The sequence below is a fragment of the Arthrobacter sp. Soc17.1.1.1 genome, from assembly GCF_036867195.1.
GTDB lineage: Bacteria > Actinomycetota > Actinomycetes > Actinomycetales > Micrococcaceae > Arthrobacter_D.
Genome location: NZ_JBAJII010000001.1, coordinates 2,132,681 through 2,159,042, shown reverse-complemented (window position 1 = coordinate 2,159,042; position 26,362 = coordinate 2,132,681). Strand labels below are relative to the sequence as shown.

The window sequence follows — 26,362 nt, the reverse complement described above, 5'->3', positions numbered from 1 at the left end:
GGGCACGGGCCCCGAGTCGATGGGTGCTGCGGCCGGCACCCGCGCGGCCCGCTGCGTCAGTGGCCCACAGTAACGTTGACGCTGTGAATGATCTATTCAGCGCGGCGGCGGACGACGACGACGCGCCCTCCGCGGGTGGCCGCGTGCCCGGCGCCGGGCGGCCGCGCAGCCCCCTGGCGGTCCGCATGCGCCCGCGCTCGCTGGATGAGGTGGTCGGTCAGCAGCACCTGCTGGGCCGCGGGTCGCCGCTGCGCACCCTCGCCGGCGAGCACGACCCCGGCGCGCACGCAGCGCCGTCGTCGGTGATCCTGTGGGGCCCGCCGGGAACCGGCAAGACGACGCTGGCGCACGTGATCGCACGCGGCCAGGGTCGGACGTTCGTCGAACTGTCCGCCATCACCGCAGGCGTCAAGGACGTACGGCGGGTCATGGACGAGGCCCTGACCGCCCGCGACCTCTACCGGCAGACCACGGTCCTGTTCCTCGACGAGATCCACCGGTTCAACAAGGCCCAGCAGGATGCCCTGCTGCCCGGCGTGGAGAACGGCTGGGTGGTCCTGATCGCGGCCACCACCGAGAACCCCTCCTTCTCCGTGGTATCGCCGCTGCTCTCGCGCTCGCTGCTGCAGACCCTCAGGCCGCTGGACGAGGCGGACATCCGCGGCCTCCTCGAACGTGCCGTCCGCGACGAGCGCGGCCTCGCCGGCACCGTGGAGGTGTCCCCCGAGGCACTCGAGCACCTCGTGCGCCTGGCCGCGGGTGACGCCCGGCGCGGGCTGACGGCCCTGGAGGCAGCCGCCGGCGTCGCCCGGTCCGAACGCGACACGCACGACGCGCACGCGGGCGGTCCCGGACAGGGCCACCCCACGACCGCCGCGGGGACCGAGGACGGGGACAGGGAGGACGGGGGCGACGGGGAGGAGCTGCTGCCCGTCCTGGTGACACTCGACCACGCCGAGAAGGCCGTGGACGTCGCCGCCCTGCGCTACGACCGTGCCGGTGACCAGCACTACGACGTGGCGAGCGCGTTCATCAAGTCGCTCCGGGGTTCCGACGTGGACGCGGCCCTGCACTACGTCGCCCGGATGCTCGAGGCCGGAGAGGACCCCCGCTTCATCGCTCGACGGCTCATGATCTCCGCGGCGGAGGACGTGGGGATGGCGGATCCGACGGCGCTGCAGACCGCCGTCGCCGCCGCCCAGGCCGTCCAGCTGGTGGGCATGCCCGAGGCCCGCATCATCCTCGCAGAGGCCGTGGTGCACATCGCCACCGCGCCGAAGTCCAACGCGGCCTACAACGGCATCAACGCCGCCATCGCGGACGTCCGGGCGGGTCGCGGCCAGGGCATCCCCGCCCACCTGCGGGACGCCCACTACCCCGGGGCGTCGCAGCTCGGACACGGCAGGGGATACGTGTACTCGCACGACGAGCCGCACGGGATCGCCCTGCAGCAGTACGCCCCCGACGACCTCGTGGGACGGGACTACTACGAGCCCACGGACCGCGGCACGGAGCGGGACATCTCCGCGCGCCTCTCGCGGCTGCGCAGGATCATCCGCGGGAAGTAGCGGGACGTAGCGGGAGGCAGGAGGTAGTGCGGCGGGCCGCGGCCTCACCGGGGCGGCCGGTCCGACCGATGCGGCCGATTCGGCCTGCCGGCCCGCGCACTGGTAATATTGGGCGCTGACTGGCAAGTCGTCGTGTACCAGCCGTCCTCCCATGCTCCGCAGCAGGTCTCCTGCCGCCTCGCGGGGGTGGTGGCCAGGGTCGCGGCGGACTGTAGTACCGGGAAGCGGCCAATCCCGGCTCTCCGCAAGTGGAGGCCAGCGACACCAGGAAGTGCGGACGCCCCCGTGGCGCGAGTCCGCTTCTTCGCCGCAAAAATCATCGAAAGGTAGACGTGGCTAACAACACACGTGCCCGCCGGAAGGTCCGCATCTCGCGGGCCCTCGGCATCGCCCTCACCCCGAAGGCGGAGAAGTACCTCGAGCGTCGGCCGTACGCGCCGGGCCAGCACGGCCGCGCGCGTCGCAAGCAGGACAGCGACTACGCCGTACGTCTGCGCGAGAAGCAGCGTCTGCGTGCCCAGTACAACATCCGCGAAGCGCAGATGGCCCGGATCTTCGAGGAAGCCCGCCGCACGGCAGGCCTCACCGGTGAGAACCTGATCGAACTGCTCGAGATGCGTCTCGACGCCCTCGTGCTGCGTGCCGGCTTCGCCCGCACGAGCGCCCAGGCCCGCCAGCTCATCGTGCACCGTCACATCATGGTCGACGGCGCCCGCGTGGATCGCCCGTCGTTCCGCGTCTCCGAAGGCCAGCTCATCCACGTCCACAGCCGCAGCGAGACCATGGTCCCGCTCCAGGTTGCGGCCGCCGGTGCGCACCGCGACGTCCTTCCCGCCGTCCCCGGCTACCTGGACGTCCAGCTCGACAAGCTCCAGGCACGCCTCGTGCGTCGCCCGAAGCGCTCCGAGGTCCCCGTGACCTGCGAAGAGCAGCTCGTCGTCGAGTACTACGCACGCTAGTCCTCCCATCCGGCGGACCGGTCCGCCGGACAGCGTGACGAGTGAACGAAGAGCCCGTGGCACCCGCCACGGGCTCTTCGTTCTGTAAGGTACTAAGAGCAAGAATTCCCGTGCCCGCCCTCGGAGGCGGCCCCTGCGTAAAGGAGACCGCCCATGTCAGGTGGAGATATAGCCGGCCTGATAGCTGCTGGCGTGTTCGCCGTCCTGGTCCTGCTGCTGGCCGTGCCCATCTGGAAGCTCGGTCGCGTGTTCGACGAGCTGCGCAAGGCCATCCGCACGGTCACCGATGAGACCACCCCGCTGATCGGGGAGGTCACGAGCACCGTGAACACCACGCACCAGCAGCTGAAGGCGGTCGACGGCATCACCTCGAACGTGTCGGACGCCTCGGCCAACATCTCCGCCCTCTCGTCGCTGGTCGCCGCCACGATCGGAGCACCGCTCATCAAGGTGTCTGCGTTCTCCTACGGCGTCCGGTCAGCCCTCGCCGGCCGTACGTCCCCCGCGCGCCGCCGCCGCAGCCGCTAGCCCTCAACGAACCGGAGAGAACGATGATCAGAAGAGCCTTCTGGCTTGCCGCCGGCATCACCATCGGCGTCGTCGCCGTGCGCAAGGTGTCGCAGGCGAAGTCCACCCTCGGTCCCGAGGGCCTGAACCGGGCCGTCGGCCAGATCAGCGACAGCATCGCCGACTTCGCCGACGCCCTCCGGTCCGCCATGAGCGAGCGCGAGAACGATCTCCGCGCCGCGCTCGGCGTCGAGGCACCCGCTGCGCCCGCTGCCCCGGGTGCGCCCGGCGCCGACGACGCCCCCGCTTCCCGCCGCTCCCTCCGCTAGCCGCGGGCGGCCCGACCGCCGCCGCATCCCGCAGGTGCCGACCGCATGCGTGGCGCCCGCGGTCCCGCCCCGGGCGGCCCAGGCGGCCCGGCATTCGTCCGTGCCCCGCAGCATCGTGCCCCGACCCTGAAGGATCCCCCCATGAAGTCCCACGAGATCGCCAGCCGCTGGCTCGGCTACTTCGAGAAGAACGGGCACACCGTCGTGCCCTCCGCGTCGCTCATCTCCTCCGACCCGTCGCTGCTGTTCACGGTCGCCGGGATGGTGCCCTTCATCCCGTACCTGACCGCGCGTGAGGTAGCTCCCTACGCCCGGGCCACGAGCGTCCAGAAGTGCATCCGCACGGGTGACATCGAGGAGGTCGGCAAGACCGCCCGCCACGGCACGTTCTTCCAGATGTGCGGCAACTTCTCCTTCGGCGACTACTTCAAGGCCGAGGCCATCCGCATGGCCTGGGACCTCCTCACCAGCGACGTGGCCGACGGCGGCTTCGGCCTGCCCGCGGAGCGCCTGTGGATCACCGTCTACCACGAGGACGAGGAAGCCCTGCAGATCTGGCGCGACAGCATCGGCGTCCCCGCCGAGCGCATCCAGAAGATGGGCAAGAAGGACAACTACTGGTCCACGGGCCAGCCCGGCCCGGCCGGCCCCTGCTCGGAGATCTTCTACGACCGCGGCCCCTCCTACGGCGTCGACGGCGGCCCCGAGGCGGACGATACCCGGTACGTGGAGATCTGGAACCTCGTCTTCATGCAGTACCAGCGCGGCGAGGGCACCGGCAAGGACGACTTCGAGATCCTGGGCGAGCTGCCGAAGAAGAACATCGACACCGGCCTCGGGCTCGAGCGGCTCGCCATGATCCTTCAGGGCGTCGAGAACATGTACGAGACGGACCAGGTACGTCCCGTCCTGGACCGGGCCGCGGCGCTCAGCGGGAAGACCTACACCAGCGCCGAGTCGCCCGACGACCCGCACCACACGGATGACGTCCGCATGCGCGTGGTCGCCGACCACATCCGCTCCTCCCTGATGCTCATCGCCGACGGCGTGACCCCGTCCAACGAGGGTCGCGGCTACGTGCTGCGCCGCCTCATCCGCCGGGCCGTCCGCGCCATGCGCCTGCTCGGCGTCGAGAAGGCCTGCCTGCCGGAACTGCTCCCCGCGTCACGCGACGCAATGAAGGGCGTCTACCCCGAGGTCGAGCAGGACTTCGAGCGCATCAGCCGCATCGCCTACGCCGAGGAGAAGGCGTTCCTGCGCACCATCGCCTCGGGCACCGCACGGCTCGAGGAAGCCGTCCGCGAGTCCCTCGCCGAGGAGCGGCCGCTCTCCGGCCAGGATGCCTTCACCCTCCACGACACCTACGGCTTCCCGATCGACCTGACCCTCGAGATGGCGGAGGAGGCGGGTCTCGCCGTCGACGCCGAGGGCTTCCGCTCCCTGATGCTCGAGCAGCGTCAGCGCGCCCAGGCCGACGCCCGCGGCAAGAAGGCCGGCCACGCCGACCTGTCGGTCTTCACCGAGCTGCTCGGCCGCGGCCAGACCGTGTTCACGGGCTACGACGAGCTCACCTCCGAGGCGACCATCCTCGGCCTGCTCACCAAGGGGCAGTCGATCCCCAGCGCCCTCCAGGGCGACGAGATCGAGCTCGTCCTCGACCAGACCCCCTTCTACGCGGAGGCGGGCGGCCAGGCCGCCGACGTCGGGCTCATCACCGGCGACGGCTTCACCGTCGAGGTCCTCGACGTGCAGCGGCCCATCAAGGGCCTCAGCGTGCACCGCGCCGTCGTCCGCGAGGGCGAGGTGGTGCAGGGCGCCACGGTGACCGCCGCCGTCGACCGGCAGCGCCGGCACGCGGGGGAGCAGGCCCACTCGGGCACGCACATCGTCCACGCCGCCCTCCACGAGATCCTCGGCCCCGAGGCCCTGCAGCGCGGATCCTTCAACAAGGCCGGATACCTCCGCTTCGACTTCTCCTGGGGCGAGGGCATCAGCGCCGCGGCGCGCTCGGAGATCGAGGAGGTCTCCAACATCGCGATCCGCAACAACTACGAGGTCGAGACGAAGATCATGCCCCTCGCCGACGCGAAGGCACTCGGGGCGACGGCCCTCTTCGGCGAGGCGTACGGAGACACCGTCCGCGTGGTCGAGATGAACGCCGACTTCTCGCGGGAGCTCTGCGGAGGCACGCACGTGGCGTCCACGTCGCTCATCGGCAGCCTCACGCTGCTCGGCGAGCAGTCGGTCGGCTCCGGCAACCGGCGCGTCGAGGCCCTCGTGGGCCTGGACGCGTTCCGGCACCTCGCCGCCGAACGCGCCCTGGTCTCGGAGCTGTCCGACATGCTGAAGGTGCCGTCCGCGCAGCTGCCCGAACGGATCTCCGCGACCCTGGCCAAGCTCAAGACCGCAGAGCGGGACCTCGAGCGGCTCCGCCGGGAGCAGCTCGCCGTCGCCGCCGGGTCGCTCGTCGACACGGCGGTGGACGTCGACGGCGTGCGCCTCATCGCGCACGACGCCGGGGAGGTCGGCGGCGCCGACGACCTGCGCACGCTCGTCCTCGACCTGCGCGGCCGTCTCGGCTCGGAGGCCGCCGTCGTCGCGGCGACGGCCGTCTCACAGGATCGCCCGCTCGTGCTCGTCGCGACCAACGAGGCAGCCCGCGCGGCCGGCGTGAAGGCCGGGGCGCTGGTCCGCACCGCGGCGAAGATCCTCGGCGGCGGCGGCGGAGGCAAGGACGACGTCGCACAGGGCGGCGGCTCGGACGCCTCGCGCATCCCCGACGCGCTCACCGCCATCCGCACTGCCGTGGCGGAACGCTGACCGCCGTGACGGCCGGCGACGGCAGGGGAGCGGACCCCGGTACGAGCGGGTCCGCCCCCTACCCCCACGGGCCGAAACTCGGCGTCGACGTGGGGCAGGTCCGGGTGGGCCTCGCAGGCTGCGACCGGGACGGGCTGCTCGCCACCCCCATCCGCACCCTCAAGCGTGACGCACGCCGGAACACCGACGTGAGGATCCTCGTGAACGAGGCCGTGGAGCGCGGGGTGGTGCAGATCATCATCGGGCTCCCGAAGAACCTCAGCGGGCGGGAGGGCGCCTCGGCCGAGATGGCCAGGACGTACGCGGCGCTGGTCGTCGAGGAACTCCAGCGACAGGCCCAGCCCGTACCGGTACGCTTGGTGGACGAGCGGCTGAGCACCGTGTCGGCCCACCGCTCGCTGCACGCGGCTGGTCTGAGCAGCCGCGAGCATCGTAAGGTTGTCGATCAGGTGGCAGCTGTCGAAATTCTCCAGCATGCCATCGACACGCAACGTTCACGCGGACGGGACGTGGGGGATCCGGTTCCTGTGCGTGATGCAGAGGGCGCCCAGAGCCCATTGCTGACCCCTACAGAGGAGCCGGTTATCAAGGACAGTTCATCCAGCAGGAGGGATCCGGAGTCGTGAACAACCACACCCGCCATTCCCCTGCCGCCTCCGGATCCGACGGACGGAACCCCGCCTACGACGACGGCTACGCGCACCCCGAGCCCGTGGAGCAGTTCTTCGCGGACCAGGACACGCCCCGCCGCGGCCGCCGCCCCCAGCCGTCGAAGGCCAAGCGGCGCAGGCGCCTGCGCCGCACCGTCGTGATGCTCGTGGTCCTCATGCTCTTCGCGGGCACCGTCTACGGCGTGGCACTCATGCTGCGCGACATGCTCGGCCTGAACGACGTCACCGACTACGCCGGTCCGGGAGGTGAGGAGACCGTGTTCTCCGTCGCCGAGGGCGCCGGTGCCCTCGCGATCGGCAACGGGCTCGAGAGCGCCGACATCGTCGCCGACTCCGCCACCTTCATGGAGGCCCTCGCGGCGATCTCCGACGGCCGCGAGGTCCAGCCCGGCGAGTACGAGATGCGCCTCCAGATGCCCGCCGCCGACGCGGCCGAGGCGCTCCTCGGCGAGGACCCCTCGATCGTGTCCTACGCCGCCGTGGCGCGCGACCTGCGCCAGGGCGAGGTCTTCGACATCCTCAGCACCTCCACCGGCATCCCGCGCACCGAGTTCGACGCCCTCGCCGCGAACCCCACGCAGTTCGGCCTCCCGCAGCAGGCACTCTCGCTCGAGGGCTACCTGCACCCGGGGGAGTACCGGTTCGACATCGAGGCGACCGCCACCGACATCATCACCGAGATGGTCAAGGCGACCACCGACCGCCTCGCCCAGGACGGCGTGACCGACCCGTCGGAGCAGTACAGGATCCTCACCATCGCGAGCATCGTGCAGGCCGAGGCCCAGCAGGGGGACTACGCCACGGTGGCGGGTGCGATCAACAACCGGCTCACCCCGGGCAACACCGAGACCAGCGGCTTCATCCAGTCCGACGCCTCCGTGACCTACGGTCTCGGCAAGCGCAGCTACCAGCTCACGGACGAGGAAAAGCAGGACACCTCCAACCCGTACAACACCTACGCGAACCCCGGCCTGCCGAAGGGCCCCATCGGCTCGCCCGGCGACGAGGCCATCGACGCGACGGTCAACCCGGCGGACGTGCCCTTCTACTTCTGGGTGACGGTGGATCTCGACACCGGCGAGACGAAGTTCTCCGAGACGTATGCGGAGCACCTGCAGTACGTCGACGAGTACCTCGCCTGGTGCACCGACCACCCCGGACGGTGCGAGTAGGTGGCAGCTAGGTGACGGTTCCGGCGGCGCAGTCCCGGGCCGCCGTGATCGGCTCGCCCATCGGGCACTCGAAGTCCCCGCTGCTGCACGCGGCCGCCTACCGGATGCTCGGCATCGGGTGCTCGTACACGTCGATCGACGTACCTGAGCCGGAGCTCGGCGCGTTCATCGCCGGCGTGAGGACCACGCCCGGCTGGCGCGGCCTGTCGGTGACCATGCCCCTCAAGGGCGGCGTGGCGCGGATCGTGGACGTCGTGACGGAACCCGCCGCCGTGCTCGGCGTGGTCAACACCGTGGTGGTCGATCCCGCCGCGGGCGACACCGGTGGCCACCTCACCGGGCACAACACCGACGTCGTCGGCGTGGCGAACGCGCTGGCCGCCGCCGGGGTGCAGGATCCGGACACCCCCGTCATCCTCGGTGGGGGCGGCACCGCGGCGGCCGCCGTCGCCGGTCTCGCCCGGCTCGGCGCCTCCGACGTCCGTGTGGCGGTCCGGCGGCCCGAGGCCGCGGCCGACCTCCTGCGCCTCGGCGCTGCGCTCGGCATCGACGTCGTGCTGCTGCCGTGGTCGGATGCCGCCGACGCGGTGACAAAGGCCGGCGTCGTCGTCTCCACGCTCCCTCCCCGGGCGGCCGACCCCCTGGCCGCCCTCCTGGCGGACCCGGGATTCCGCACCGGGGGGATCCTGCTCGACGTCGCCTACGACCCGTGGCCCAGCGCCCTCGCATCGGCGTGGCAGCGTGCCGGCGGGCGGATCGTGCCGGGCCTCGACATGCTGCTCCACCAGGCCGTGGAGCAGGTGCGACTGTTCTTCCCCGACGCCTTCCCCGACACCGCCGAGGGACGCGCAGCCGTCCTCGATGTGATGTGTGACGCGGTAGGGGTAGCGCGGCGCTGATCCGCGTGCCCCCGCATGGCAGTATGGAAACCATGTTGCGTTGGTTGACGGCAGGAGAATCCCACGGCCCCTCCGTGGTCGGCATCATCGAGGGGATGCCCGCGGGCGTCGCCGTCACGAGCCTCGACGTGCAGGAGGCCCTCGCCCGCCGCCGCCTCGGCTACGGCCGCGGCGCCCGCATGAAGTTCGAACAGGACCAGGTGCGCATCCTCGGCGGCGTCCGCCACGGGATCACGCAGGGCGGGCCCGTGGCCATCGAGGTCGCCAACACCGAGTGGCCCAAGTGGGAGAAGATCATGGCGTCCGACCCCCTCGAGGACGAGGACGCCGCGGAGCTCGCCGCCTCGGCGCGCAACGCCCCCCTCACCCGGCCCCGGCCCGGGCACGCCGACTTCACCGGCATGCAGAAGTACGGCTTCGACGAGGCCCGCCCGGTCCTCGAGCGGGCCAGCGCCCGCGAGACCGCCACCCGCGTGGCGCTCGGGACCGTGGCCGCCCGGTTCCTCGCCGGGCTCGGCATCCACCTCGTCAGCCACACGGTGTCGATCGGTTCCGTCTCCGTGCCCGAGGACGCGCCCCTGCCGGTGCCGAGCGACGTGATCGCCCTCGACACGGATCCGCTGCGCTGCTTCGACCGGGACACCTCCGACGCCATGGTCGCGGAGGTCGACGCCGCCCACAAGGAGGGCGAGACGCTCGGCGGCGTCGTCGAGGTGGTCGCCTACGGGCTCCCGCCGGGACTCGGCAGCTACGTCCACTGGGACCGCAGGCTCGACTCCCGCCTCGCAGCGGCCCTCATGGGGATCCAGGCTATCAAGGGCGTGGAGGTCGGCGACGGCTTCCTCACGGCCGCACGCCGCGGCACCGCCGCCCACGACGAGATCGTCCGGAACGACGACGGCAAGATCGTCCGCCTCTCCAACCGCGCCGGCGGCATCGAGGGCGGCATGAGCATCGGCGACGCCCTGCGCGTCCGCGCCGCGATGAAGCCGATCGCCACGGTGCCCCGCGCCCTGCGCACCATCGACGTCAGCACCGGCGCCGCGGCCCGCGCCCACCACCAGCGCTCGGACGTGTGCGCGGTCCCCGCGGCCGGCGTGGTCGCCGAGGCCATGACGGCGCTGGTGCTCGCCGAGGCCGTCACCGAGAAGTTCGGCGGCGACTCCCTCGCCGAGACGGCCCGCAACCTGCGCGGCTACCTCGAGAGCATCCCGGAGTTCCTGGACTCCGCCGGAGTCTGATGCCGGGCAACCGCCGGGTGGTGCTCGTGGGCCCGATGGCCGTGGGCAAGTCCGCCGTCGGCCGCACCCTCGCGCGGCGCACGGACGCACGCTTCGTCGACACGGACCGCGTCATCGCCGAGCGGCACGGGAGCATCCCCGCGATCTTCGCCCGCGGCGGGGAACAGGCGTTCCGCGCCCTCGAGGCGGAGGTGGTGGGCGAGGCCCTCGCCGCGGACGGCGTCGTGGTCTCCCTGGGCGGGGGAGCCGTGCTCCATCCCGGCACCCGCGCGCTCCTGGCGGACGCCGTCGTGGTCTTCCTGGACACCGACCTCGCGACCGTGCTGCCGCGCATCAGGGCGGACACGGGACGGCCGCTGCTGGCGGGCCGGCCCGCCGAGCGGTGGCAGGAACTGTACGACGCGCGGCGGCCGGTGTACGCAGCGGTGGCGACCGCCGTCGTCGACACCCGCGGCCTCACCGTGGCGGCGGCTGCCGACGCGGTGCTGCGCGCCCTGGCCGGGAACGACACCCAGAACAGCAGCCCGAACGACCTCCTGAACGACACCCTGAACGACACCCCGAACGACACCCCGAACGACGAGAGCGGAACCGACCCCCATGGCGACTGACGAACCAACCATCATCCCGGTGACCGGCAGCGCCGCCGAGGGCGGCTACGACGTCGTCGTGGGCCGGGGACTGCTCGGCCGGCTCCCCGCGATCCTCGGCGAACGCGTGCGCCGCGTGCTGGTCATCCACCCGCGGGCCCTGCGCGCCACCGGGGACACCGTCCGCGCCGAGCTCGCCGATGCGGGCTTCACGGCCGTCACGGCGGAGATCCCCGATGCCGAGGAGGGCAAGCACATCCAGGTGGCCGCGTTCTGCTGGCAGGTCCTCGGCCAGAACGACTTCACCCGCTCCGACGCCGTCGTCACGGTCGGCGGCGGGGCCGTGACCGACCTCGGGGGCTTCGTCGCGGCGACCTGGCTCCGCGGCGTCCGGGTGGTGCACCTGCCCACGAGCCTCCTCGCCATGGTCGACGCCGCCGTGGGCGGCAAGACCGGCATCAACACGGCCGAGGGGAAGAACCTCGTGGGCTCCTTCCACCCGCCCGCCGCCGTGCTCGCCGATCTCGACGCACTGGCCACGCTGCCGAAGAACGAGCTCGTCACCGGGCTCGCCGAGGTGGTCAAGTGCGGCTTCATCGCCGACCCCGCCATCCTCGAAATCATCGAGCAGGACACCGACGCCGCGACCGACGGCACGTCCGCCGTGCTGCGGGACCTCGTGGAGCGCGCCATCCGCGTGAAGGCCGACATCGTCTCCGAGGACCTGCGCGAAGCGGGCCGCCGCGAGTACCTCAACTACGGGCACACGCTCGGGCACGCGATCGAGCTCGCCGAACGGTACTCGTGGCGGCACGGGGCGGCCGTCTCCGTCGGCCTCGTGTTCGCCGCCGAGCTCTCCCGCATGGTCGGGCGCCTCGACGACGCCGACGCGGACCGCCACCGGACGGTCCTCGAGTCGCTCGGCCTGCCCGTCACGTACCGCCGGGACCGGTGGGCCTCCCTGCTCGACGGCATGCGCCGCGACAAGAAGTCCCGCGGCGACCTGCTCCGCTTCGTCGTGCTCGACGGCATCGGCCGGCCCGGCATGCTCGAGGTCCCCGACACCTCGCTCCTGTTCGCCGCGTACCAGGAGATCGCCTCCTGACCTGTCCACCCCACCGGGCGCCGGAGGGGCCCAGCGGGCCGCCGCGCCGCGCAGGGTAGACTGGTCTCTGGACTTTTGGCGCGTTTCCCCGCGCCCGCCGTGCCCCGGCCGGCCCATCCATCAGCGAAACCGACGAAAGTGAATCTGTGGCGACCACGAACGACATCAAGAACGGCACTGTGCTGAAGCTCGAGGGCAACCTCTGGAACGTCCTCGAGTTCCAGCACGTCAAGCCCGGCAAGGGTGGCGCCTTCGTCCGCACCAAGCTCCGCAACATCCTCTCCGGCAAGGTCGTGGACAAGACGTTCAACGCGGGCCTGAAGATCGAGACGGCCACGGTGGACCGTCGCGACTACCAGTACCTGTACAAGGACGGCGAGGACTTCGTCTTCATGGACACCACGGACTACGACCAGATCACGGTGCCCGGCAAGACCGTCGGCAACGCCGCGAACTTCATGCTCGAGAGCCAGATGGCCACCATCGCCATGCACGAGGGCTCACCGCTGTACGTCGAGCTGCCCGCCTCCGTGACGCTCGAGATCACCTACACCGAGCCGGGCCTCCAGGGCGACCGCTCCACCGGCGGCACCAAGCCCGCGACCGTCGAGACGGGCCACGAGATCCAGGTCCCGCTGTTCCTCGGCACCGGCACCAAGGTCAAGGTCGACACCCGGACGGGCGAGTACCTGGGACGCGTCAACGAGTGAGCGCACGCAGCAAGGCCCGTCGCCGGGCCCTTGACATCCTCTTCGAGGCCGAGCAGCGCGACATGGCGGCACTCGAGGTCATCCGCGCGCGCCGCGAGAAGACGGACATCGTCATCGCGGACTACACCGTGGACATCGTGGAAGGCGTCCTGGAACACCAGGAGCAGATCGACGAGTTCCTCAGCACCTACTCGCAGGGCTGGACCCTGGACCGCATGCCCGCCGTCGACCTGATGCTCCTGCGCATCGGCTGCTGGGAGCTGCTCTACAACGACGACGTCCCCGACGGCGTCGCGGTCAGCGAAGCGGTGGAGCTCGCGAAGATGCTGTCCACCGACGAGTCGCCGAAGTTCATCAACGGACTGCTCGGGCGCCTGCAGCAGCTCAAGCCCACGCTGCTCGCCTGATCACCCCCGCGGGGAAGCCCCCGCAGCAGAGCCCCCGCCGTCCGCCGCACGCGGACCGCGGGGGCTTTTCTGCGTCTGTCGTGCTCCGCCGTACGCCCGGGGCCTTGCCGTGCCCGCGGGCTGCGTGGCGTCCGGGGCGACCCGGGCACGCCCGTCACGCACGCGCGGTGGGTGCCGACCGACCCCGCCGCACGTGACCACGCGACGGCGCTCAACGGGCCGCGGACGCCAGCTGGAAGATCCGGGCCCGGCGCTCGGTGACCTCCTCGAGCAGGGCGCGTTCCTCCGCGGCGTAGTCGGCGTCGCGCCGCCCGCCGAGCACGCGCTGGCGCGTGAAGGCGATGCGTGAGCCGGTGCGGATGAACGCGCGCATGTCCTGCTTCGCGCCCACCGAGCCCGCCCAGGCGAGTGCCTGCGACCGGCCAGGGCGCGTGGCGAGCATGCGCACCTCCTCCGGGGTGAACCAGCCCGCGCGCGCGTAGTCGCCGAGCCGGGCCTCCGTGAGGCGCCGCTCGGAGCGCCGGAGCAGGACGACGGCGACCACGGCGGCGACGAACAGCGGCACCTGGACCACGAGGTAGAAGAGCAGGAAGTTGTCGAACAGCACGAGGGTGCCGCCGTTCCACAGCATGTGGCCCGCCATCGCCGGGATGAGCCCCAGCACGAACGCACCGAGGATCCTCGCGTTGCCGCCGCCGCGGCTCACCGCCCAGCCGAGCACGAAGCCGAGCAGCGAGGTGAACATGACGTGCGCGAACGGGGAGAACAGGCCCCGGAGGATGAAGACGCCCACGACGGCGCTCACGGTGCCGGACTCCAGGACGGCCGAACCGAAGTACAGGATGTTCTCGGTGAAGGCGAAGCCCGCCGCGACGGTGCCGGCATAGACGATGCCGTCCACGGGTCCGTCGAAGTGGCTGCGGCGCGTGTACACGAGGATCAGGACCCCGAGGCCCTTGGCGAACTCCTCGACCAGCGGTGCCTGCAGGACGGGCCCGATCACCTCGGGGGACGTGGTGCTGAGGGCGCTGCCCAGCAGGTCCACCACGTAGGTGCCGAGCAGCAGGGTGACCACCACGGAGGTCCCGGCGCCCCAGAGGAACGCGAAGAGCAGGGCGCCGCGCGGTTCGGGGTCCCACCGGTCGATCCAGCGCAGGCCGAGCAGGCAGATGCCCAGGGGTACGAGGGCGAGGATCCCGCACAGCAGGAACGCGGACGGCCCGAGGGACAGGGAGAGGAACAGGAGGACGCCCGCCACCACGAGGGCCGCGAGGATCACCAGGACGATGTTGAGCACGCCCCGCCGCCGCGGCGGGGGCTGGTTCCACACGGGCTGGAACGGCGCCCCCGCGGACCGGGCGGGGGCGGGGTGGTGGTGGCGCAGCGTCGTCGTGCCCCACCAGCCGGCGTGCTGCTGGTGGTCCTGCGGTCGGTGCCCGTAGCCCTGGGGGCCGTTCCACTGCGGACCGCCAGGGCCCGTTCCGGGGGTGTTCATAGCCATGAGGCAACCCTAGGGGCAAGCAGCGCTGTGGTAGTTTTGACACCGCAACCAACCTTTAAGTTCCGTCCGGTGAGGCGGGGAAGGAGGAAGCGTGTTATGACCGTGCAACCCCCGGAATCCGGCCCGCACAAGCGCGTTGTTCTCGCAGAAGCAGACATAGACCGCGCACTCACGCGCATCGCCCACGAGATCCTCGAGGCGAACAAGGGTTCCCGTGACCTCGTGCTCCTCGGCATCCCCCGCAGGGGCTTCCCCCTGGCGCAGCGCCTCGCGCAGAAGATCGCGGCCGTGGATCCCGCCGTCGACCCGGACCTCATCACCGGGCAGCTCGACGTCACCATGTACCGCGACGACCTCCGCCGCCACCCCACGCGTTCGCCGCTCGCGACCCAGCTGCCGCCGTCGGGCATCGACGACAAGGTGGTGGTCCTCGTCGACGACGTGCTCTACTCCGGGCGCACCGTCCGTGCGGCCCTGGACGCCCTCGCCGACCTGGGGAGGCCCCGCACGGTCCGCCTCGCCGTCCTCGTGGACCGCGGGCACCGCGAACTGCCCATCCGCGCCGACCATGTGGGCAAGAACCTGCCCACGTCGTCGCGGGAGCGCGTCCGTGTCCACCTCGCGGAGATCGACCTGATCGGCGGCTCGGCCGTGAACGAGGTCGTCATCGAGGACCGCGTGTGAAGCACCTGCTCAGCACGCAGGACCTCTCCGCCCGGAACGCGCTCCGCCTCCTGGACGTCGCCGAGGAGATGGCGGCGGTGGGGGAGCGGGAGATCAAGAAGCTGCCGGCGCTGCGCGGACGCACCGTCGTCAACCTGTTCTTCGAGGACTCGACCCGCACGCGCATCTCGTTCGAGGCGGCGGCGAAGCGGCTCTCCGCGGACGTCATCAACTTCGCGGCGAAGGGATCCTCGGTCTCCAAGGGCGAGTCCCTGAAGGACACCGCGCAGACCCTCGAGGCCATGAGCGCGGACGCCGTCGTCATCCGCCACCCCGCCTCCGGCGCACCGGCCCGCCTCGCGGCCTCCGGCTGGATCGACGCCGCCGTGATCAACGCCGGCGACGGCACGCACGAGCACCCCACGCAGGCGCTCCTCGACGCGTTCACGCTCCGCAGGCACTGGGCGGAGGTCGGCGGCACCGCATCGGCGGGCACGGACCTCACCGGCATGACGGTGCTGATCGTCGGCGACGTGCTGCACTCCCGCGTGGCCCGCTCCAACGTGTGGCTGCTGACCACCCTCGGCGCCGAGGTGCTGCTCGCCGGGCCGCCCACGCTCCTGCCCGTCGGCGTCGGTTCCTGGCCCTGCACGGTCTTCTACGACCTCGACGAGGCCCTCGCCCGGCGGCCCGACGCCGTCATGATGCTCCGCCTGCAGGCCGAGCGCATGAACGCCGCGTTCTTCCCGTCCATGCGCGAGTACTCGCGGCGGTGGGGGTTCGACGACGGCCGCCTGGCCCTGCTCGACGCGCTGGGCCTCGACGACACCGTGATCATGCACCCCGGGCCGATGAACCGCGGGCTGGAGATCTCCTCCGCCGCGGCGGACTCCCCGCGCTCCACCGTCCTCGCGCAGGTCCGCAACGGCGTATCCGTGCGGATGGCGGCGCTGTACCTGCTGCTCGCCGGCGACCCGCACGACGATGGGCACGACCAGCACGCCGACCTGACCGACCTCATCCCGGAAGGCCGCACCCCGTGACGACCACCAGCACCCCCGGCACCCCGCCCGATCCCTCGACCCAGTACCTCGTCCGCGGCGCCTCGCTGCTCGGACGCGGCGCCCAGGACGTCCTCCTGCGCGACGGCGTCATCGCCGCGGTGGGCGGCGGGGCCGCCCGCGAGGCCTCGGCGGACGCCGTGACCGTCGACGCCGCCGGACTCGTGGCCCTGCCCGGCATGGTGGACCTCCACACCCACCTCCGGGAGCCGGGGCGCGAGGACGCCGAGACCGTCGAGACCGGCTCCCGGGCCGCAGCCCTCGGCGGCTTCACCGCCGTGCACGCCATGGCCAACAGCTCCCCGGTCGCCGACACCGCGGGCGTGGTGGAGCAGGTGTACCGCCTGGGCCTCGCGGCCGGGTGGGTCGAGGTGCGGCCCGTCGGCGCCGTGACCGTGGGCCTCGGCGGGGAACGGCTGGCCGAGCTCGGCGCCATGGCGGAATCACCGGCGTCCGTGCGCGTGTTCTCCGACGACGGCATCTGCGTCTCGGACCCGGTGCTCATGCGACGCGCCCTCGAGTACGTGAAGGCGTTCGACGGCGTGATCGCCCAGCATGCTCAGGAACCCCGCCTCACCGAGGGCGCCCAGATGAACGAGGGCGACGTCTCCGCGGTGCTGGGACTCACCGGCTGGCCCGCCGTCGCGGAGGAGAGCATCATCGCCCGCGACGTCCTCCTCGCCCAGCACGTCGGCTCGCGCCTGCACGTCTGCCACGTCTCCACCGCCGGCTCGGTGGAGATCATCCGCTGGGCCAAGGCGCGCGGCATCGACGTCACCGCCGAGGTCACCCCGCACCACCTGCTCCTCACGGACGAGCTGGTCCGCAGCTACGACCCCGTTTACAAGGTCAATCCGCCCCTGCGCACCACCGACGACGTCACGGCCCTCCGCGCGGCCCTCGCTGACGGAACGATCGACGTCGTCGGGACCGATCATGCCCCGCACCCCAGCGAGCACAAGGAGTGCGAGTGGGCGCAGGCCGCGATGGGCATGACCGGCCTCGAGACCGCCCTGTCCGTGGTACAGCACACCATGGTGGAGACGGGGCTGCTCGACTGGGAGGGCTTCGCCCGCGTCACCTCCGTGACGCCGGCGCGGATCGGCCGGCTCGCCCATCAGGGCAGGCCGCTCGCTGCCGGCGAGCCCGCGAACCTGATCCTCGTCGACCCCGCCGCCCGGTGGACCGTCGACCCCTCGACCATGGCCACGAAGGGCCGCAACAGCCCGTTCCGCGGGCTGGAACTACCCGGCAGCGTGCGGGCGACGTTCCTCGGCGGCCACGCGACGGTCCTCGACGGCCGTCTCGCCACCCCCCGCCCGGCAGGCCACGGGGCGGGGAAGGAGGCACCCGCATGGAATATCTAGGCTGGATCGCCGTGACGATCGGCATCATCGTGGTCATCGTCGCGCTCATGGCGCTCGGCTGGCGCAACCGGCTCCGCCGGCAGTCCGACGTCCCCGCACCGCCGGAGACGCCCGCCGACCCCGGGCCCGTCCTCTACGAGGCCGAGGGCCAGTACGTCGCGACGACGACGGCGGGGGACTGGCTGGACCGCATCGCCGTGCACGGGCTCGGCCTCCGCGGCAACGCCGTCGCCGCCGTGCACCCCGACGGCGTGCTCTTCACCCGCACCGGGGCGCGCGCCGTCTTCATCCCCCGCGCCGACCTCGCCTCGGTGCAGCTGGCGAGCGGCATGACCGGCAAGTTCGTCGAGAAGGAAGGCCTCGTCGTGGTGACCTGGCGCCTCGGCGCGCTCCGCGTCGACACCGGCTTCCGCACCCGGCACGCCGCCCACAAGGCCCAGCTCGTCGCCGCGATCGCCGCGCTCGTACCCTCCGATCCACCCGAGAACCGAACTCCACCGACCCCCGAAGGCAGGGAACAGCTGTGAGCAGCGCTCCATCCACCGCCCACGCTCCATCGACGGCACCGAGCCGACCGCAGGCACCCGCGGTGCTCGTCCTCGAGGACGGCCGGACCTTCCGCGGCCGCGCGTACGGCGCCGAGGGCACCGCGCTCGGCGAGGCCGTCTTCGCGACCGGCATGACCGGCTACCAGGAGACCATCACCGACCCGTCCTACGCCCGCCAGCTCGTGGTGCAGACCGCCCCGCACATCGGCAACACGGGGGTGAACGCCGACGACGCCGAGTCCCGCCGCATCTGGGTGGCCGGCTACATCATCCGCGACGCCGCCCGCCGCCCGTCGAACTGGCGCTCCGAGCAGAGCCTCGACGACCAGCTGCGCGAGCAGGGCGTCGTCGGGATCGAAGGCGTCGACACGCGCGCCGTCACCCGCCACCTCCGTGAGCGCGGCGCCATGCGGGCCGGCATCTTCTCCGGCGCGGACGCCGCCGCCGGAGACGAGCAGCTCCTCGAGCAGGTCCTCGCCCAGCCGTCCATGGCCGGGGCGCGCCTCGCCGAGGAGGTCAGCATCGACGAGGCGTACGTCGTCGAGCCCGCCGACCACGGCTGGACCGGGGGGACGGTCGCGACCATCGCCGCCCTCGATCTCGGCATCAAGGCCATGACGCCCAAGCACTTCGCGGAGCGCGGCGTGCGCACGGTGGTCCTGCCCGCCGGAGCCGGCTTCGAGGACATCGTGCGGATCGCACCCGACGGCGTGTTCATGTCCAACGGACCCGGCGACCCCGCGACCGCGGACGCCCAGGTGAGCCTCCTGCGCCGCGTCCTCGACGCCCGGATGCCGTTCTTCGGCATCTGCTTCGGCAACCAGATCCTCGGGCGCGCCCTCGGCTTCGGCACCTACAAGCTGCGCTACGGCCACCGCGGCATCAACCAGCCCGTCCTCGACCGCCGCACCGGCAAGGTCGAGATCACCTCGCACAACCACGGGTTCGCCGTCGACGCGCCCCTCGACGGTCCCGTCGAGGCGCCCGCCGGTTCGTACGGCCGGGTCGAGGTGAGCCACGTGAACCTCAACGACGACGTCGTCGAGGGGCTCGCCTGCCTGGACCTGCCCGCCTTCTCGGTCCAGTACCACCCGGAGGCGGCCGCCGGCCCGCACGACTCGGCGTACCTCTTCGACCGCTTCATCGAGCTCATGGCCGCTGAGAAGGCGAAGCCAGGATCGGGCGACGCCGTCCAGGCCTCGGCCCTCGACGCCCCGTCGGAATCGGCGGCGCTCGCCCGTGCGGCCGCCGCCGAACTCGGCACGCACGGATCCAAGGTGACGGGCACGCAGCCCCGCCACGACAGCGCCCCCACCGGCAGCACGCAGGAAGAGAACTGATGCCCCGCAGAACCGACCTCAAGAGCGTCCTGGTCATCGGCTCCGGGCCGATCGTCATCGGGCAGGCCGCCGAATTCGACTACTCCGGCACGCAGGCGCTGCGCGTCCTGCGCGAGGAGGGCCTGCGCGTCATCCTCGTGAACTCGAACCCGGCGACCATCATGACCGACCCCGAGTTCGCGGATGCGACCTACGTGGAGCCGATCACGCCCGACGTCGTCGCGAAGATCATCGAGAAGGAGCGCCCCGACGCGCTCCTGCCCACCCTCGGCGGCCAGACGGCGCTCAACACGGCGATCGCCCTCGATAAGGCCGGCGTGCTGGAGAAGTTCGGGGTGAAGCTCATCGGTGCGAACATCGCCGCCATCGAGCTCGGCGAGGACCGCGAGAAGTTCAAGGGCGTCGTCGAGCGGTGCGGTGCCGAGTCCGCGCGCTCCGCCATCATCCACTCCCTCGACGAGGCCCTCGTGGCCGCCGAGGACCTGGGCTACCCGATGGTCGTCCGCCCCTCCTTCACCATGGGCGGCCTCGGCTCCGGCCTCGCGTACACCGAGCAGGACCTGCGCCGGATCGTCGGCCAGGGCCTGCAGTACAGCCCCACGAGCGAGGTGCTCCTCGAGGAGAGCATCCTCGGGTGGAAGGAGTACGAGCTCGAGATGATGCGCGACAAGAACGACAACGTCGTGGTGGTCTGCTCGATCGAGAACTTCGACCCCGTGGGCGTGCACACCGGCGACTCCATCACCGTGGCCCCGGCCCTGACCCTGACCGACCGCGAGTACCAGCGCCTCCGCGACATCTCGATCGCCGTCATCCGCGAGGTCGGCGTGGACACGGGCGGCTGCAACATCCAGTTCGCCGTCGAGCCGGACACCGGCCGCGTCGTCGTCATCGAGATGAACCCGCGTGTCTCGCGGTCCTCCGCGCTGGCGTCGAAGGCCACGGGCTTCGCGATCGCCAAGATCGCCACGAAGCTCTCCCTCGGCTACACGCTCGACGAGATCCCCAACGACATCACCCTGAAGACCCCGGCGTCATTCGAGCCGACCCTCGACTACGTGGTGGTCAAGGTGCCGCGGTTCGCGTTCGAGAAGTTCCCCGCGGCCGACCCCACCCTCACCACCACCATGAAGTCCGTGGGCGAGGCCATGGCCATGGGCCGCAACTTCACGGAGGCCCTGCAGAAGGCCCTGCGGTCGCTCGAGCAGAAGGGCTCGCAGCTCTCCTTCGCGCCCGTCGGCGCGGACGAGGTCGACGCGCTCGTGGAGGCCGCCAGGCGCCCCACCACGGAACGCCTCGCCCAGGTGCAGCGTGCCCTGCTGGGCGGCGCGAGCGTGGAGCGGCTGTACGAGGCGACCGGGATCGACCCGTGGTTCCTCGACCAGCTGGTGCTGCTCAACGAGGTGGCCGAGGAGGTGCGCGCGGCGCCGAACCTGACCGAGGACGTGCTGCGGCACGCCAAGCGCCACGGCTTCTCCGACGAGCAGATCGGCGCGCTCACCCACACCCCCGACGCCGTGGTGCGCGGTGTCCGGCACGCCCTGGGCATCCGCCCGGTCTTCAAGACGGTGGACACGTGTGCCGCCGAGTTCGCGGCCTACACGCCGTACCACTACTCGTCCTACGACGAGGAGGACGAGGTGGAGCCGCACGAGAAGCCCTCGATCATCATCCTCGGCTCCGGTCCGAATCGGATCGGCCAGGGCATCGAGTTCGACTACTCGTGCGTCCACGCCACCATGGCGCTGCGCGAGGCCGGGTACGAGACGGTCATGATCAACTGCAACCCGGAGACGGTGTCCACGGACTACGACATCTCCACTCGCCTGTACTTCGAGCCCCTCACCCTCGAGGACGTCCTCGAGGTCATCGCGGCCGAGCAGCGCACGGGCGGCGTGCTCGGGGTGTTCGTGCAGCTCGGCGGGCAGACCCCGCTGAAGCTCGCGCAGGAGCTCGCCGACGCCGGCATCCCCATCCTCGGCACGTCGCCGGAGGCGATCGACCTCGCCGAGCACCGCGGCGCCTTCAGCCGCGTGCTCGACGCCGGCGGGCTCATCGCCCCGAAGAACGGCACCGCGGTGTCGTTCGAGGACGCCAAGCGCATCGCCGACGACATCGGCTACCCCGTGCTGGTCCGCCCCTCCTACGTGCTGGGCGGCCGTGGCATGGAGATCGTCTACGACGAGGCGAACCTCTCCCGCTACATCGCGAACGCCACGGAGATCACCGAGGCCCACCCGGTGCTGATCGACCGGTTCCTCGAGGACGCCATCGAGATCGACGTCGACGCCCTGTTCGACGGCACCGAGATGTACCTCGGGGGCATCATGGAGCACATCGAGGAGGCCGGCATCCACTCCGGCGACTCCGCGTGCGTGCTGCCGCCCATCACGCTCGGCGCGGATGTGCTGCAGCGCGTCCGCGAGGCGACGCTCGCCATCGCGCAGGGCGTCGGGGTGCGGGGACTGATCAACATCCAGTTCGCCCTCGCCTCGGACGTGCTCTACGTCCTCGAGGCGAATCCGCGCGCCTCCCGCACGGTGCCCTTCGTCTCCAAGGCCACGGGTGTCCAGCTGGCCAAGGGGGCCGCGCTGATCGGGACCGGCGTCACGGTCGCCGAACTGCGCCGCCGCGGGCTGCTGCCGGCGCAGGGCGACGGCGGGTCCCTGCCGTTCGACGCACCCGTCTCCGTCAAGGAGGCCGTGCTGCCCTTCAGCCGCTTCCGCACGCCCGAGGGCACGGTGGTGGACTCGCTGCTCGGCCCCGAGATGCGCTCCACCGGCGAGGTCATGGGCATCGACAAGTACTTCGACACGGCCTTCGCGAAGAGCCAGGCGGCCGCGAACGCGGCCCTGCCCGTCGAGGGCAAGGTCTTCGTCTCCGTCGCCAACCGGGACAAGCGCGCCATCGTCATGCCGGTGAAGCGCCTCGTGGACCTCGGCTTCGAGATCGTGTCGACGGGCGGCACCGCCGACGTGCTGCGCCGCAACGGCATCCAGGCGACGACGGTCCGCAAGGTCGCCGAGGGTGCCGGCGCCGCGGGGGAGGGCACCGTCGTGGACCTCATCACCGCGGGCGGCATCGACATGATCATCAACACGCCGTCCGGCGGCCAGGCACGCGGTGACGGCTACGAGATCAGGGCGGCGGCGACGTCCTACGGGTTGCCCGTCATCACCACCATCCCGGAGGTCGGGGCGGCCGTACAGGCCATCGAGGCCATGCGCTCCTACGAGTGGTCGGTGACGAGCCTGCAGGAGCACGCCGCCAACCTGCGCGCGTCGACCGAAGCCCGCGATGCCTCCTGAGGTGGGCGCCGCTGCGTCGCGGGCTCCCTTCGGGGAGCGCCTCGCCGCGGCACGCGCGGAGAAGGGGAGTCTCTGCGTCGGGATCGATCCGCACCCGGCACTGCTCGGCGCCTGGGGGCTGACGGACTCGCCCGAGGGACTCGAGCGCTTCTCGCTCTCGGTGCTCGACGCCGTCGGGCCCGTGACGGCGGCCCTCAAGCCGCAGGTCGCCCTGTACGAGCGGCACGGCGCGCGGGGCCTCGCGGTCCTCGAGACCCTGCTGGCCCGTGCCGCCGACGCCGGTGTGCTCACGATCGCCGATGCGAAGCGCGGGGACATCGGATCGACGATGCAGGCCTACGCGGAGGCATGGCTGGGGGAGGGGCGGCCGCTCGCCGCCGATGCCGTGACCCTCAATCCCTACCTGGGCTTCGAGTCCCTCCGGCCCGCGCTCGATCTCGCCACGGCGACCGGGCGGGGTGTGTTCATCCTCGCACTGACCTCGAACCCCGAGGGCCGCTCCGTGCAGCACGTCGGCGGGCACGCCTCGGTCGCGCGGTCCGTCGCCCGGGCAGCAGCGGCCGAGAACGCCGGGCCCGGGCCGGGGCACGTCGGCCTGGTGGTCGGCGCGACCGTCGGCGACGCCGCGCACACCCTCGGCCTCGGCCTGGCCGGCCTCAACGGACCCATCCTCGCCCCCGGCGTGGGCGCGCAGGGGGCCGGGCCGCGCGAGCTGCGGGACGCGTTCGGCGACGCCCTGCCGTTCGTGCTCCCGACGTCCAGCCGCGCCATCCTCGCGGCCGGCCCCGGCGTATCCGCGCTGCGGGATGCCGCGGAACGGACGCGCGACGAGCTCGCCTGATACGTCCGCCCGGCACCGGACTCGGTGACCGGTGCAGTGATGGGCGCATTGATTTAGGAGGCCCGCGCCCGGTAGGTTCGGTTCCAGCCCCACCCCCCTCCCCGGGGAGACCCTTGACCGATCCAGACGACGAGCGGTCGCCGCCACACGTGGTGCCGCCCAGTGCAGGGAGCACCCGTGAGCCTGAAGCCATTGACGGATGACGAACGAACATCGGCGCGCGAGAAGGCGACCGCGGCGCGTGCGGTGCGGGCGGACATCAAGTCCCGGCTGAAGACCGGTAAGCTTTCGGTGGCCGAGGTCATCGACAACCCGGACGGTGACGACGCCGTGGGCCGCCTCAAGGTCCTGGATCTCCTCAAGGCCCTGCCCGGAGTCGGCGACGTGCGTGCAGCGGCGATCATGACCGAGGTCGGCATCGCCGCCACGCGTCGTGTGCGCGGCCTCGGCATCCATCAGCGCAAGGCCCTGGTCCTGTACCTCGAACAACATCACGCCGGCCCGGCCGGCAAGTAAGGAAGCAGTAGTGTCACAGCCCCGGCTGACAGTCCTCGCCGGCCCCACCGCGGTCGGCAAGGGAACCGTCTCGACGTACATCCGGGACAACTACCCCGAGGTGTGGCTCTCCGTCTCGGCGACCACGCGCCCTCCCCGCCCCGGCGAGGTGCACGGCGTGCACTACTTCTTCGTCTCGCCCGAGGAGTTCGACCAGCTCGTCGACGACGGGCAGCTGCTGGAGTGGGCCGTGGTCCACGGCCGCAACCGGTACGGCACGCTCCGCAGCACTGTCCAGGCCGCGATGGACGAGGGACGGACCGTCCTGCTCGAGATCGATCTGCAGGGCGCACGCCAGGTCAAGGAGAGCATGCCGGAGGCCAATTTCGTGTTCCTCGCCCCGCCCACCTGGGACGAGATGGTGCGCCGTCTCGTCGGTCGCGGGACCGAAACGCCGGAGGAACAGCAGCAACGGCTGGAAACCGCTAAACTGGAACTTGCCGCCGAGCCCGAATTCAACCACACCGTCGTCAACGACTCCGTGGAGCATGCGGCAGACGAGCTCGTATCACTGATGGGACTGCGTCCGCTGCAGCGCTGAGAGGCCCCGCACCAGCCGTTCCGCCTTATTTTTTGGAGAATTTGTGTCAACTCAGCCCGAAGGCATCATCAACCCGCCGATCGACTCTCTGCTGGAGGCCTCGGACTCGAAGTACGCCCTCGTGATCTACGGCGCCAAGCGCGCCCGCCAGATCAACGCGTACTACTCGCAGCTCCACGAGGGCCTGTTCGAGTACGTCGGCCCCCTCGTCGACACCAAGCTGAACGAGAAGCCCCTCTCCATCGCCCTGCGCGAGATCAACGAGGGCATGCTCGTCTCCTCGCCGATCGAACAGTCCGAGTAACACGGCCGATCCAGCAGGCGGCGGATAACCGGTGCGCATAGTACTTGGTGTCGGAGGAGGGATAGCGGCCTACAAGGCAGCATCCCTCCTCCGTCTTTTCACGGAGTCCGGCCATGACGTCACGGTCATCCCCACGGAGGCCGCCACGCGCTTCGTCGGCACGGCCACCTGGGAGGCGCTCTCGGGCCATCCCGTCAGCAACAGCGTCTGGGACGACGTCGACAAGGTGAACCATGTGCGGCTGGGCCACGAGGCGGATCTCATCGTCATCGCGCCCGCCACCGCGGACGTCCTCGCGCGTGCGGCCGCCGGCCTCGCCGACGACCTCCTCACCGGCACGCTGCTGATGGCCCGCGGCCCCGTCGTGATGGCTCCGGCCATGCACACCGAGATGTGGCAGCACGCCGCCACCCGCGCGAACGTCGAGACCCTCCGTTCACGCGGCATCACCATCATCGAGCCCGCGTCCGGCCGCCTCACCGGGGCGGACACCGGGCCGGGCAGGCTGCCCGAGCCCGCCGAGATCCATGCCGCCGCCCTCGCCGCCCACGCCGCCGCCCGGACCGCCCACGCCGGCGGCGCGCTGCACGGCAAGCGCGTCACCATCTCCGTCGGCGGTACCCGCGAGGCCCTCGACCCCGTGCGGTTCCTCGGAAACCGGTCCTCCGGCAAGCAGGGCATGGCGCTGGCCGAGGCTGCGCTCGCCCAGGGCGCGCACGTGACCCTCGTCCTCGCGCATGCCGAGGTCGCCCCGCCGCGCGGATGCGACGTCGTGCGGGTCGAGTCCGCGCTCCAGCTGCGCGACGCAGTCATCGCGGCGCTGCCCGCCACGGACGTGCTCGTCATGGCTGCGGCCGTGGCGGACTTCCGTCCCGCCGAGGTGGTCGCCACCAAGATCAAGAAGAACGACGACGGGGCGGATCCCGTGCTCACGCTCGTCCGCAACCCCGACGTCCTCCGCGAGGCCGTGCTCACCCGCGACGCAGGGCCCGCAGGCACGGGCGACGCGCGGCCGCTGGTCATTGCCGGCTTCGCCGCCGAGACCGGTGACGCGACGGCCGACCCCCTCACCCATGCCCGTGCGAAGCTCGCGCGGAAGGGGTGCGACTTCCTCGTCCTCAATGTTGTCGGCTCGGACCTGGTCTTCGGGGAGGATTCGAACGAGGTCACCATCATCGGCGCCGACGGCAGCGAATCGGCTCCCGTGCGCGGGTCGAAGCGTGTCGTCGCGGACGCCGTCATGAGCCATGCGGCCGGCCTGCTCTCCCGCTGAGCCGCAGAGCTGAGGGACCGGCGCAGGCACGCCCCCCGGCAGCCCGGGGCGCAGCATCGAGCCTGACCGTCCGTCCGACCCA

At 71.6% G+C, this 26,362-nt stretch carries 25 protein-coding genes; 24 read left to right on the top strand and 1 reads right to left on the bottom strand.

Annotated features, from left to right (window positions below; all coding sequences use genetic code 11):
- The first annotated feature begins 83 nt into the window (after nt 1-83).
- From V6S67_RS09970 to nusB, 13 genes are all read left to right on the top strand, one after another.
- On the top strand, nt 84-1,568 hold the full coding sequence (locus V6S67_RS09970) for a replication-associated recombination protein A (protein WP_334210108.1): 1,485 nt from the start codon (nt 84-86) through the stop codon (nt 1,566-1,568).
- A gap of 332 nt (nt 1,569-1,900) precedes the next feature.
- Nucleotides 1,901-2,527 carry a 30S ribosomal protein S4 gene (gene rpsD, locus V6S67_RS09965; protein ID WP_087075826.1) on the top strand — a complete coding sequence of 209 codons (627 nt, stop codon included), beginning with the start codon at nt 1,901-1,903 and terminating at the stop codon, nt 2,525-2,527.
- A gap of 153 nt (nt 2,528-2,680) precedes the next feature.
- Nucleotides 2,681-3,055, top strand: a complete 375-nt coding sequence (locus V6S67_RS09960; protein WP_334210107.1) for a DUF948 domain-containing protein — start codon at nt 2,681-2,683, stop codon at nt 3,053-3,055.
- A gap of 23 nt (nt 3,056-3,078) precedes the next feature.
- The gene (locus V6S67_RS09955; protein WP_334210106.1) at nt 3,079-3,363 is read left to right on the top strand and encodes a DUF6167 family protein; all 285 of its coding nucleotides are present in this window, start codon (nt 3,079-3,081) and stop codon (nt 3,361-3,363) included.
- Between the two features lie 141 nt (nt 3,364-3,504).
- On the top strand, nt 3,505-6,183 hold the full coding sequence (alaS, locus tag V6S67_RS09950; RefSeq protein WP_334210105.1) for an alanine--tRNA ligase: 2,679 nt from the start codon (nt 3,505-3,507) through the stop codon (nt 6,181-6,183).
- 5 nt (nt 6,184-6,188) lie between these two features.
- Entirely contained in the window at nt 6,189-6,809 is a 621-nt protein-coding gene (gene ruvX / locus V6S67_RS09945) for a Holliday junction resolvase RuvX (RefSeq protein WP_334210104.1), read from the top strand.
- Nucleotides 6,806-8,026: an endolytic transglycosylase MltG gene (mltG, locus tag V6S67_RS09940; protein WP_334210103.1), complete on the top strand. Its 1,221-nt coding sequence runs from the start codon at nt 6,806-6,808 to the stop codon at nt 8,024-8,026. Before ruvX ends, mltG begins: the two co-directional genes overlap by 4 nt.
- Before the next feature lie 11 nt (nt 8,027-8,037).
- Nucleotides 8,038-8,925, top strand: a complete 888-nt coding sequence (locus V6S67_RS09935) for a shikimate dehydrogenase (RefSeq protein ID WP_334210102.1) — start codon at nt 8,038-8,040, stop codon at nt 8,923-8,925.
- Between the two features lie 32 nt (nt 8,926-8,957).
- On the top strand, nt 8,958-10,166 hold the full coding sequence (gene aroC, locus V6S67_RS09930) for a chorismate synthase (RefSeq protein ID WP_334210101.1): 1,209 nt from the start codon (nt 8,958-8,960) through the stop codon (nt 10,164-10,166).
- A complete protein-coding gene (locus V6S67_RS09925; RefSeq protein ID WP_334210100.1) occupies nt 10,166-10,777 on the top strand; it encodes a shikimate kinase in 612 nt (203 codons plus the stop codon). Before aroC ends, V6S67_RS09925 begins: the two co-directional genes overlap by 1 nt.
- Nucleotides 10,767-11,861 carry a 3-dehydroquinate synthase gene (gene aroB / locus V6S67_RS09920; protein ID WP_334210099.1) on the top strand — a complete coding sequence of 365 codons (1,095 nt, stop codon included), beginning with the start codon at nt 10,767-10,769 and terminating at the stop codon, nt 11,859-11,861. Before V6S67_RS09925 ends, aroB begins: the two co-directional genes overlap by 11 nt.
- Before the next feature lie 146 nt (nt 11,862-12,007).
- On the top strand, nt 12,008-12,571 hold the full coding sequence (gene efp, locus V6S67_RS09915) for an elongation factor P (protein WP_104050627.1): 564 nt from the start codon (nt 12,008-12,010) through the stop codon (nt 12,569-12,571).
- Entirely contained in the window at nt 12,568-12,978 is a 411-nt protein-coding gene (gene nusB / locus V6S67_RS09910) for a transcription antitermination factor NusB (protein ID WP_334210098.1), read from the top strand. The genes efp and nusB overlap by 4 nt, the downstream gene beginning before the upstream one ends.
- Nucleotides 12,979-13,189: 211 nt before the next feature.
- Here nusB and V6S67_RS09905 read toward each other — a convergent pair whose 3' ends face one another.
- Complete coding sequence (locus V6S67_RS09905; protein ID WP_334210097.1) at nt 13,190-14,479, bottom strand: PrsW family intramembrane metalloprotease; 1,290 nt, start codon at nt 14,477-14,479, stop codon at nt 13,190-13,192.
- A 96-nt stretch (nt 14,480-14,575) separates the two neighbouring features.
- Between V6S67_RS09905 and pyrR the strand changes: the two genes are divergently transcribed.
- From pyrR to coaBC, 11 genes are all read left to right on the top strand, one after another.
- Nucleotides 14,576-15,163, top strand: a complete 588-nt coding sequence (gene pyrR, locus V6S67_RS09900; RefSeq protein ID WP_334210096.1) for a bifunctional pyr operon transcriptional regulator/uracil phosphoribosyltransferase PyrR — start codon at nt 14,576-14,578, stop codon at nt 15,161-15,163.
- Complete coding sequence (locus V6S67_RS09895; RefSeq protein WP_334210095.1) at nt 15,160-16,185, top strand: aspartate carbamoyltransferase catalytic subunit; 1,026 nt, start codon at nt 15,160-15,162, stop codon at nt 16,183-16,185. Before pyrR ends, V6S67_RS09895 begins: the two co-directional genes overlap by 4 nt.
- Nucleotides 16,182-17,570 carry a dihydroorotase gene (locus tag V6S67_RS09890; RefSeq protein ID WP_334210094.1) on the top strand — a complete coding sequence of 463 codons (1,389 nt, stop codon included), beginning with the start codon at nt 16,182-16,184 and terminating at the stop codon, nt 17,568-17,570. The genes V6S67_RS09895 and V6S67_RS09890 overlap by 4 nt, the downstream gene beginning before the upstream one ends.
- Complete coding sequence (locus V6S67_RS09885) at nt 17,558-18,097, top strand: PH-like domain-containing protein (RefSeq protein ID WP_334210093.1); 540 nt, start codon at nt 17,558-17,560, stop codon at nt 18,095-18,097. Before V6S67_RS09890 ends, V6S67_RS09885 begins: the two co-directional genes overlap by 13 nt.
- Nucleotides 18,094-19,458 (top strand): glutamine-hydrolyzing carbamoyl-phosphate synthase small subunit, encoded by a 1,365-nt coding sequence (gene carA / locus V6S67_RS09880; protein ID WP_334210092.1) that lies wholly within the window; start codon nt 18,094-18,096, stop codon nt 19,456-19,458. Before V6S67_RS09885 ends, carA begins: the two co-directional genes overlap by 4 nt.
- A complete protein-coding gene (gene carB, locus V6S67_RS09875; protein ID WP_334210091.1) occupies nt 19,458-22,766 on the top strand; it encodes a carbamoyl-phosphate synthase large subunit in 3,309 nt (1,102 codons plus the stop codon). The genes carA and carB overlap by 1 nt, the downstream gene beginning before the upstream one ends.
- Complete coding sequence (gene pyrF / locus V6S67_RS09870; RefSeq protein ID WP_334210090.1) at nt 22,756-23,607, top strand: orotidine-5'-phosphate decarboxylase; 852 nt, start codon at nt 22,756-22,758, stop codon at nt 23,605-23,607. The genes carB and pyrF overlap by 11 nt, the downstream gene beginning before the upstream one ends.
- A 177-nt stretch (nt 23,608-23,784) precedes the next feature.
- On the top strand, nt 23,785-24,123 hold the full coding sequence (gene mihF, locus V6S67_RS09865; RefSeq protein WP_334210089.1) for an integration host factor, actinobacterial type: 339 nt from the start codon (nt 23,785-23,787) through the stop codon (nt 24,121-24,123).
- Between the two features lie 10 nt (nt 24,124-24,133).
- Nucleotides 24,134-24,703 carry a guanylate kinase gene (gene gmk / locus V6S67_RS09860; RefSeq protein ID WP_334210088.1) on the top strand — a complete coding sequence of 190 codons (570 nt, stop codon included), beginning with the start codon at nt 24,134-24,136 and terminating at the stop codon, nt 24,701-24,703.
- A 43-nt stretch (nt 24,704-24,746) separates the two neighbouring features.
- Nucleotides 24,747-25,007 carry a DNA-directed RNA polymerase subunit omega gene (gene rpoZ, locus V6S67_RS09855; RefSeq protein ID WP_334210087.1) on the top strand — a complete coding sequence of 87 codons (261 nt, stop codon included), beginning with the start codon at nt 24,747-24,749 and terminating at the stop codon, nt 25,005-25,007.
- A 31-nt stretch (nt 25,008-25,038) separates the two neighbouring features.
- Nucleotides 25,039-26,280, top strand: coding sequence for a bifunctional phosphopantothenoylcysteine decarboxylase/phosphopantothenate--cysteine ligase CoaBC (gene coaBC, locus V6S67_RS09850; protein ID WP_334210086.1), 1,242 nt, complete (start codon nt 25,039-25,041; stop codon nt 26,278-26,280).
- Nucleotides 26,281-26,362 lie beyond the last annotated feature (82 nt).

What these genes read in the sequence shown, in the direction of transcription:
- V6S67_RS09960 (WP_334210107.1), top strand. Translation starts at nt 2,681, where the DNA reads ATGTCAGGTGGAGATATAGCCGGCCTGATAGCTGCTGGCGTGTTCGCC.
- V6S67_RS09955 (WP_334210106.1), top strand. Translation starts at nt 3,079, where the DNA reads ATGATCAGAAGAGCCTTCTGGCTTGCCGCCGGCATCACCATCGGCGTC.
- alaS (WP_334210105.1), top strand. Translation starts at nt 3,505, where the DNA reads ATGAAGTCCCACGAGATCGCCAGCCGCTGGCTCGGCTACTTCGAGAAG.
- aroC (WP_334210101.1), top strand. Translation starts at nt 8,958, where the DNA reads ATGTTGCGTTGGTTGACGGCAGGAGAATCCCACGGCCCCTCCGTGGTC.
- V6S67_RS09925 (WP_334210100.1), top strand. Translation starts at nt 10,166, where the DNA reads ATGCCGGGCAACCGCCGGGTGGTGCTCGTGGGCCCGATGGCCGTGGGC.
- aroB (WP_334210099.1), top strand. Translation starts at nt 10,767, where the DNA reads ATGGCGACTGACGAACCAACCATCATCCCGGTGACCGGCAGCGCCGCC.
- V6S67_RS09905 (WP_334210097.1), bottom strand. Translation starts at nt 14,479, where the DNA reads ATGGCTATGAACACCCCCGGAACGGGCCCTGGCGGTCCGCAGTGGAAC.
- pyrR (WP_334210096.1), top strand. Translation starts at nt 14,576, where the DNA reads ATGACCGTGCAACCCCCGGAATCCGGCCCGCACAAGCGCGTTGTTCTC.
- V6S67_RS09885 (WP_334210093.1), top strand. Translation starts at nt 17,558, where the DNA reads ATGGAATATCTAGGCTGGATCGCCGTGACGATCGGCATCATCGTGGTC.
- carB (WP_334210091.1), top strand. Translation starts at nt 19,458, where the DNA reads ATGCCCCGCAGAACCGACCTCAAGAGCGTCCTGGTCATCGGCTCCGGG.
- pyrF (WP_334210090.1), top strand. Translation starts at nt 22,756, where the DNA reads ATGCCTCCTGAGGTGGGCGCCGCTGCGTCGCGGGCTCCCTTCGGGGAG.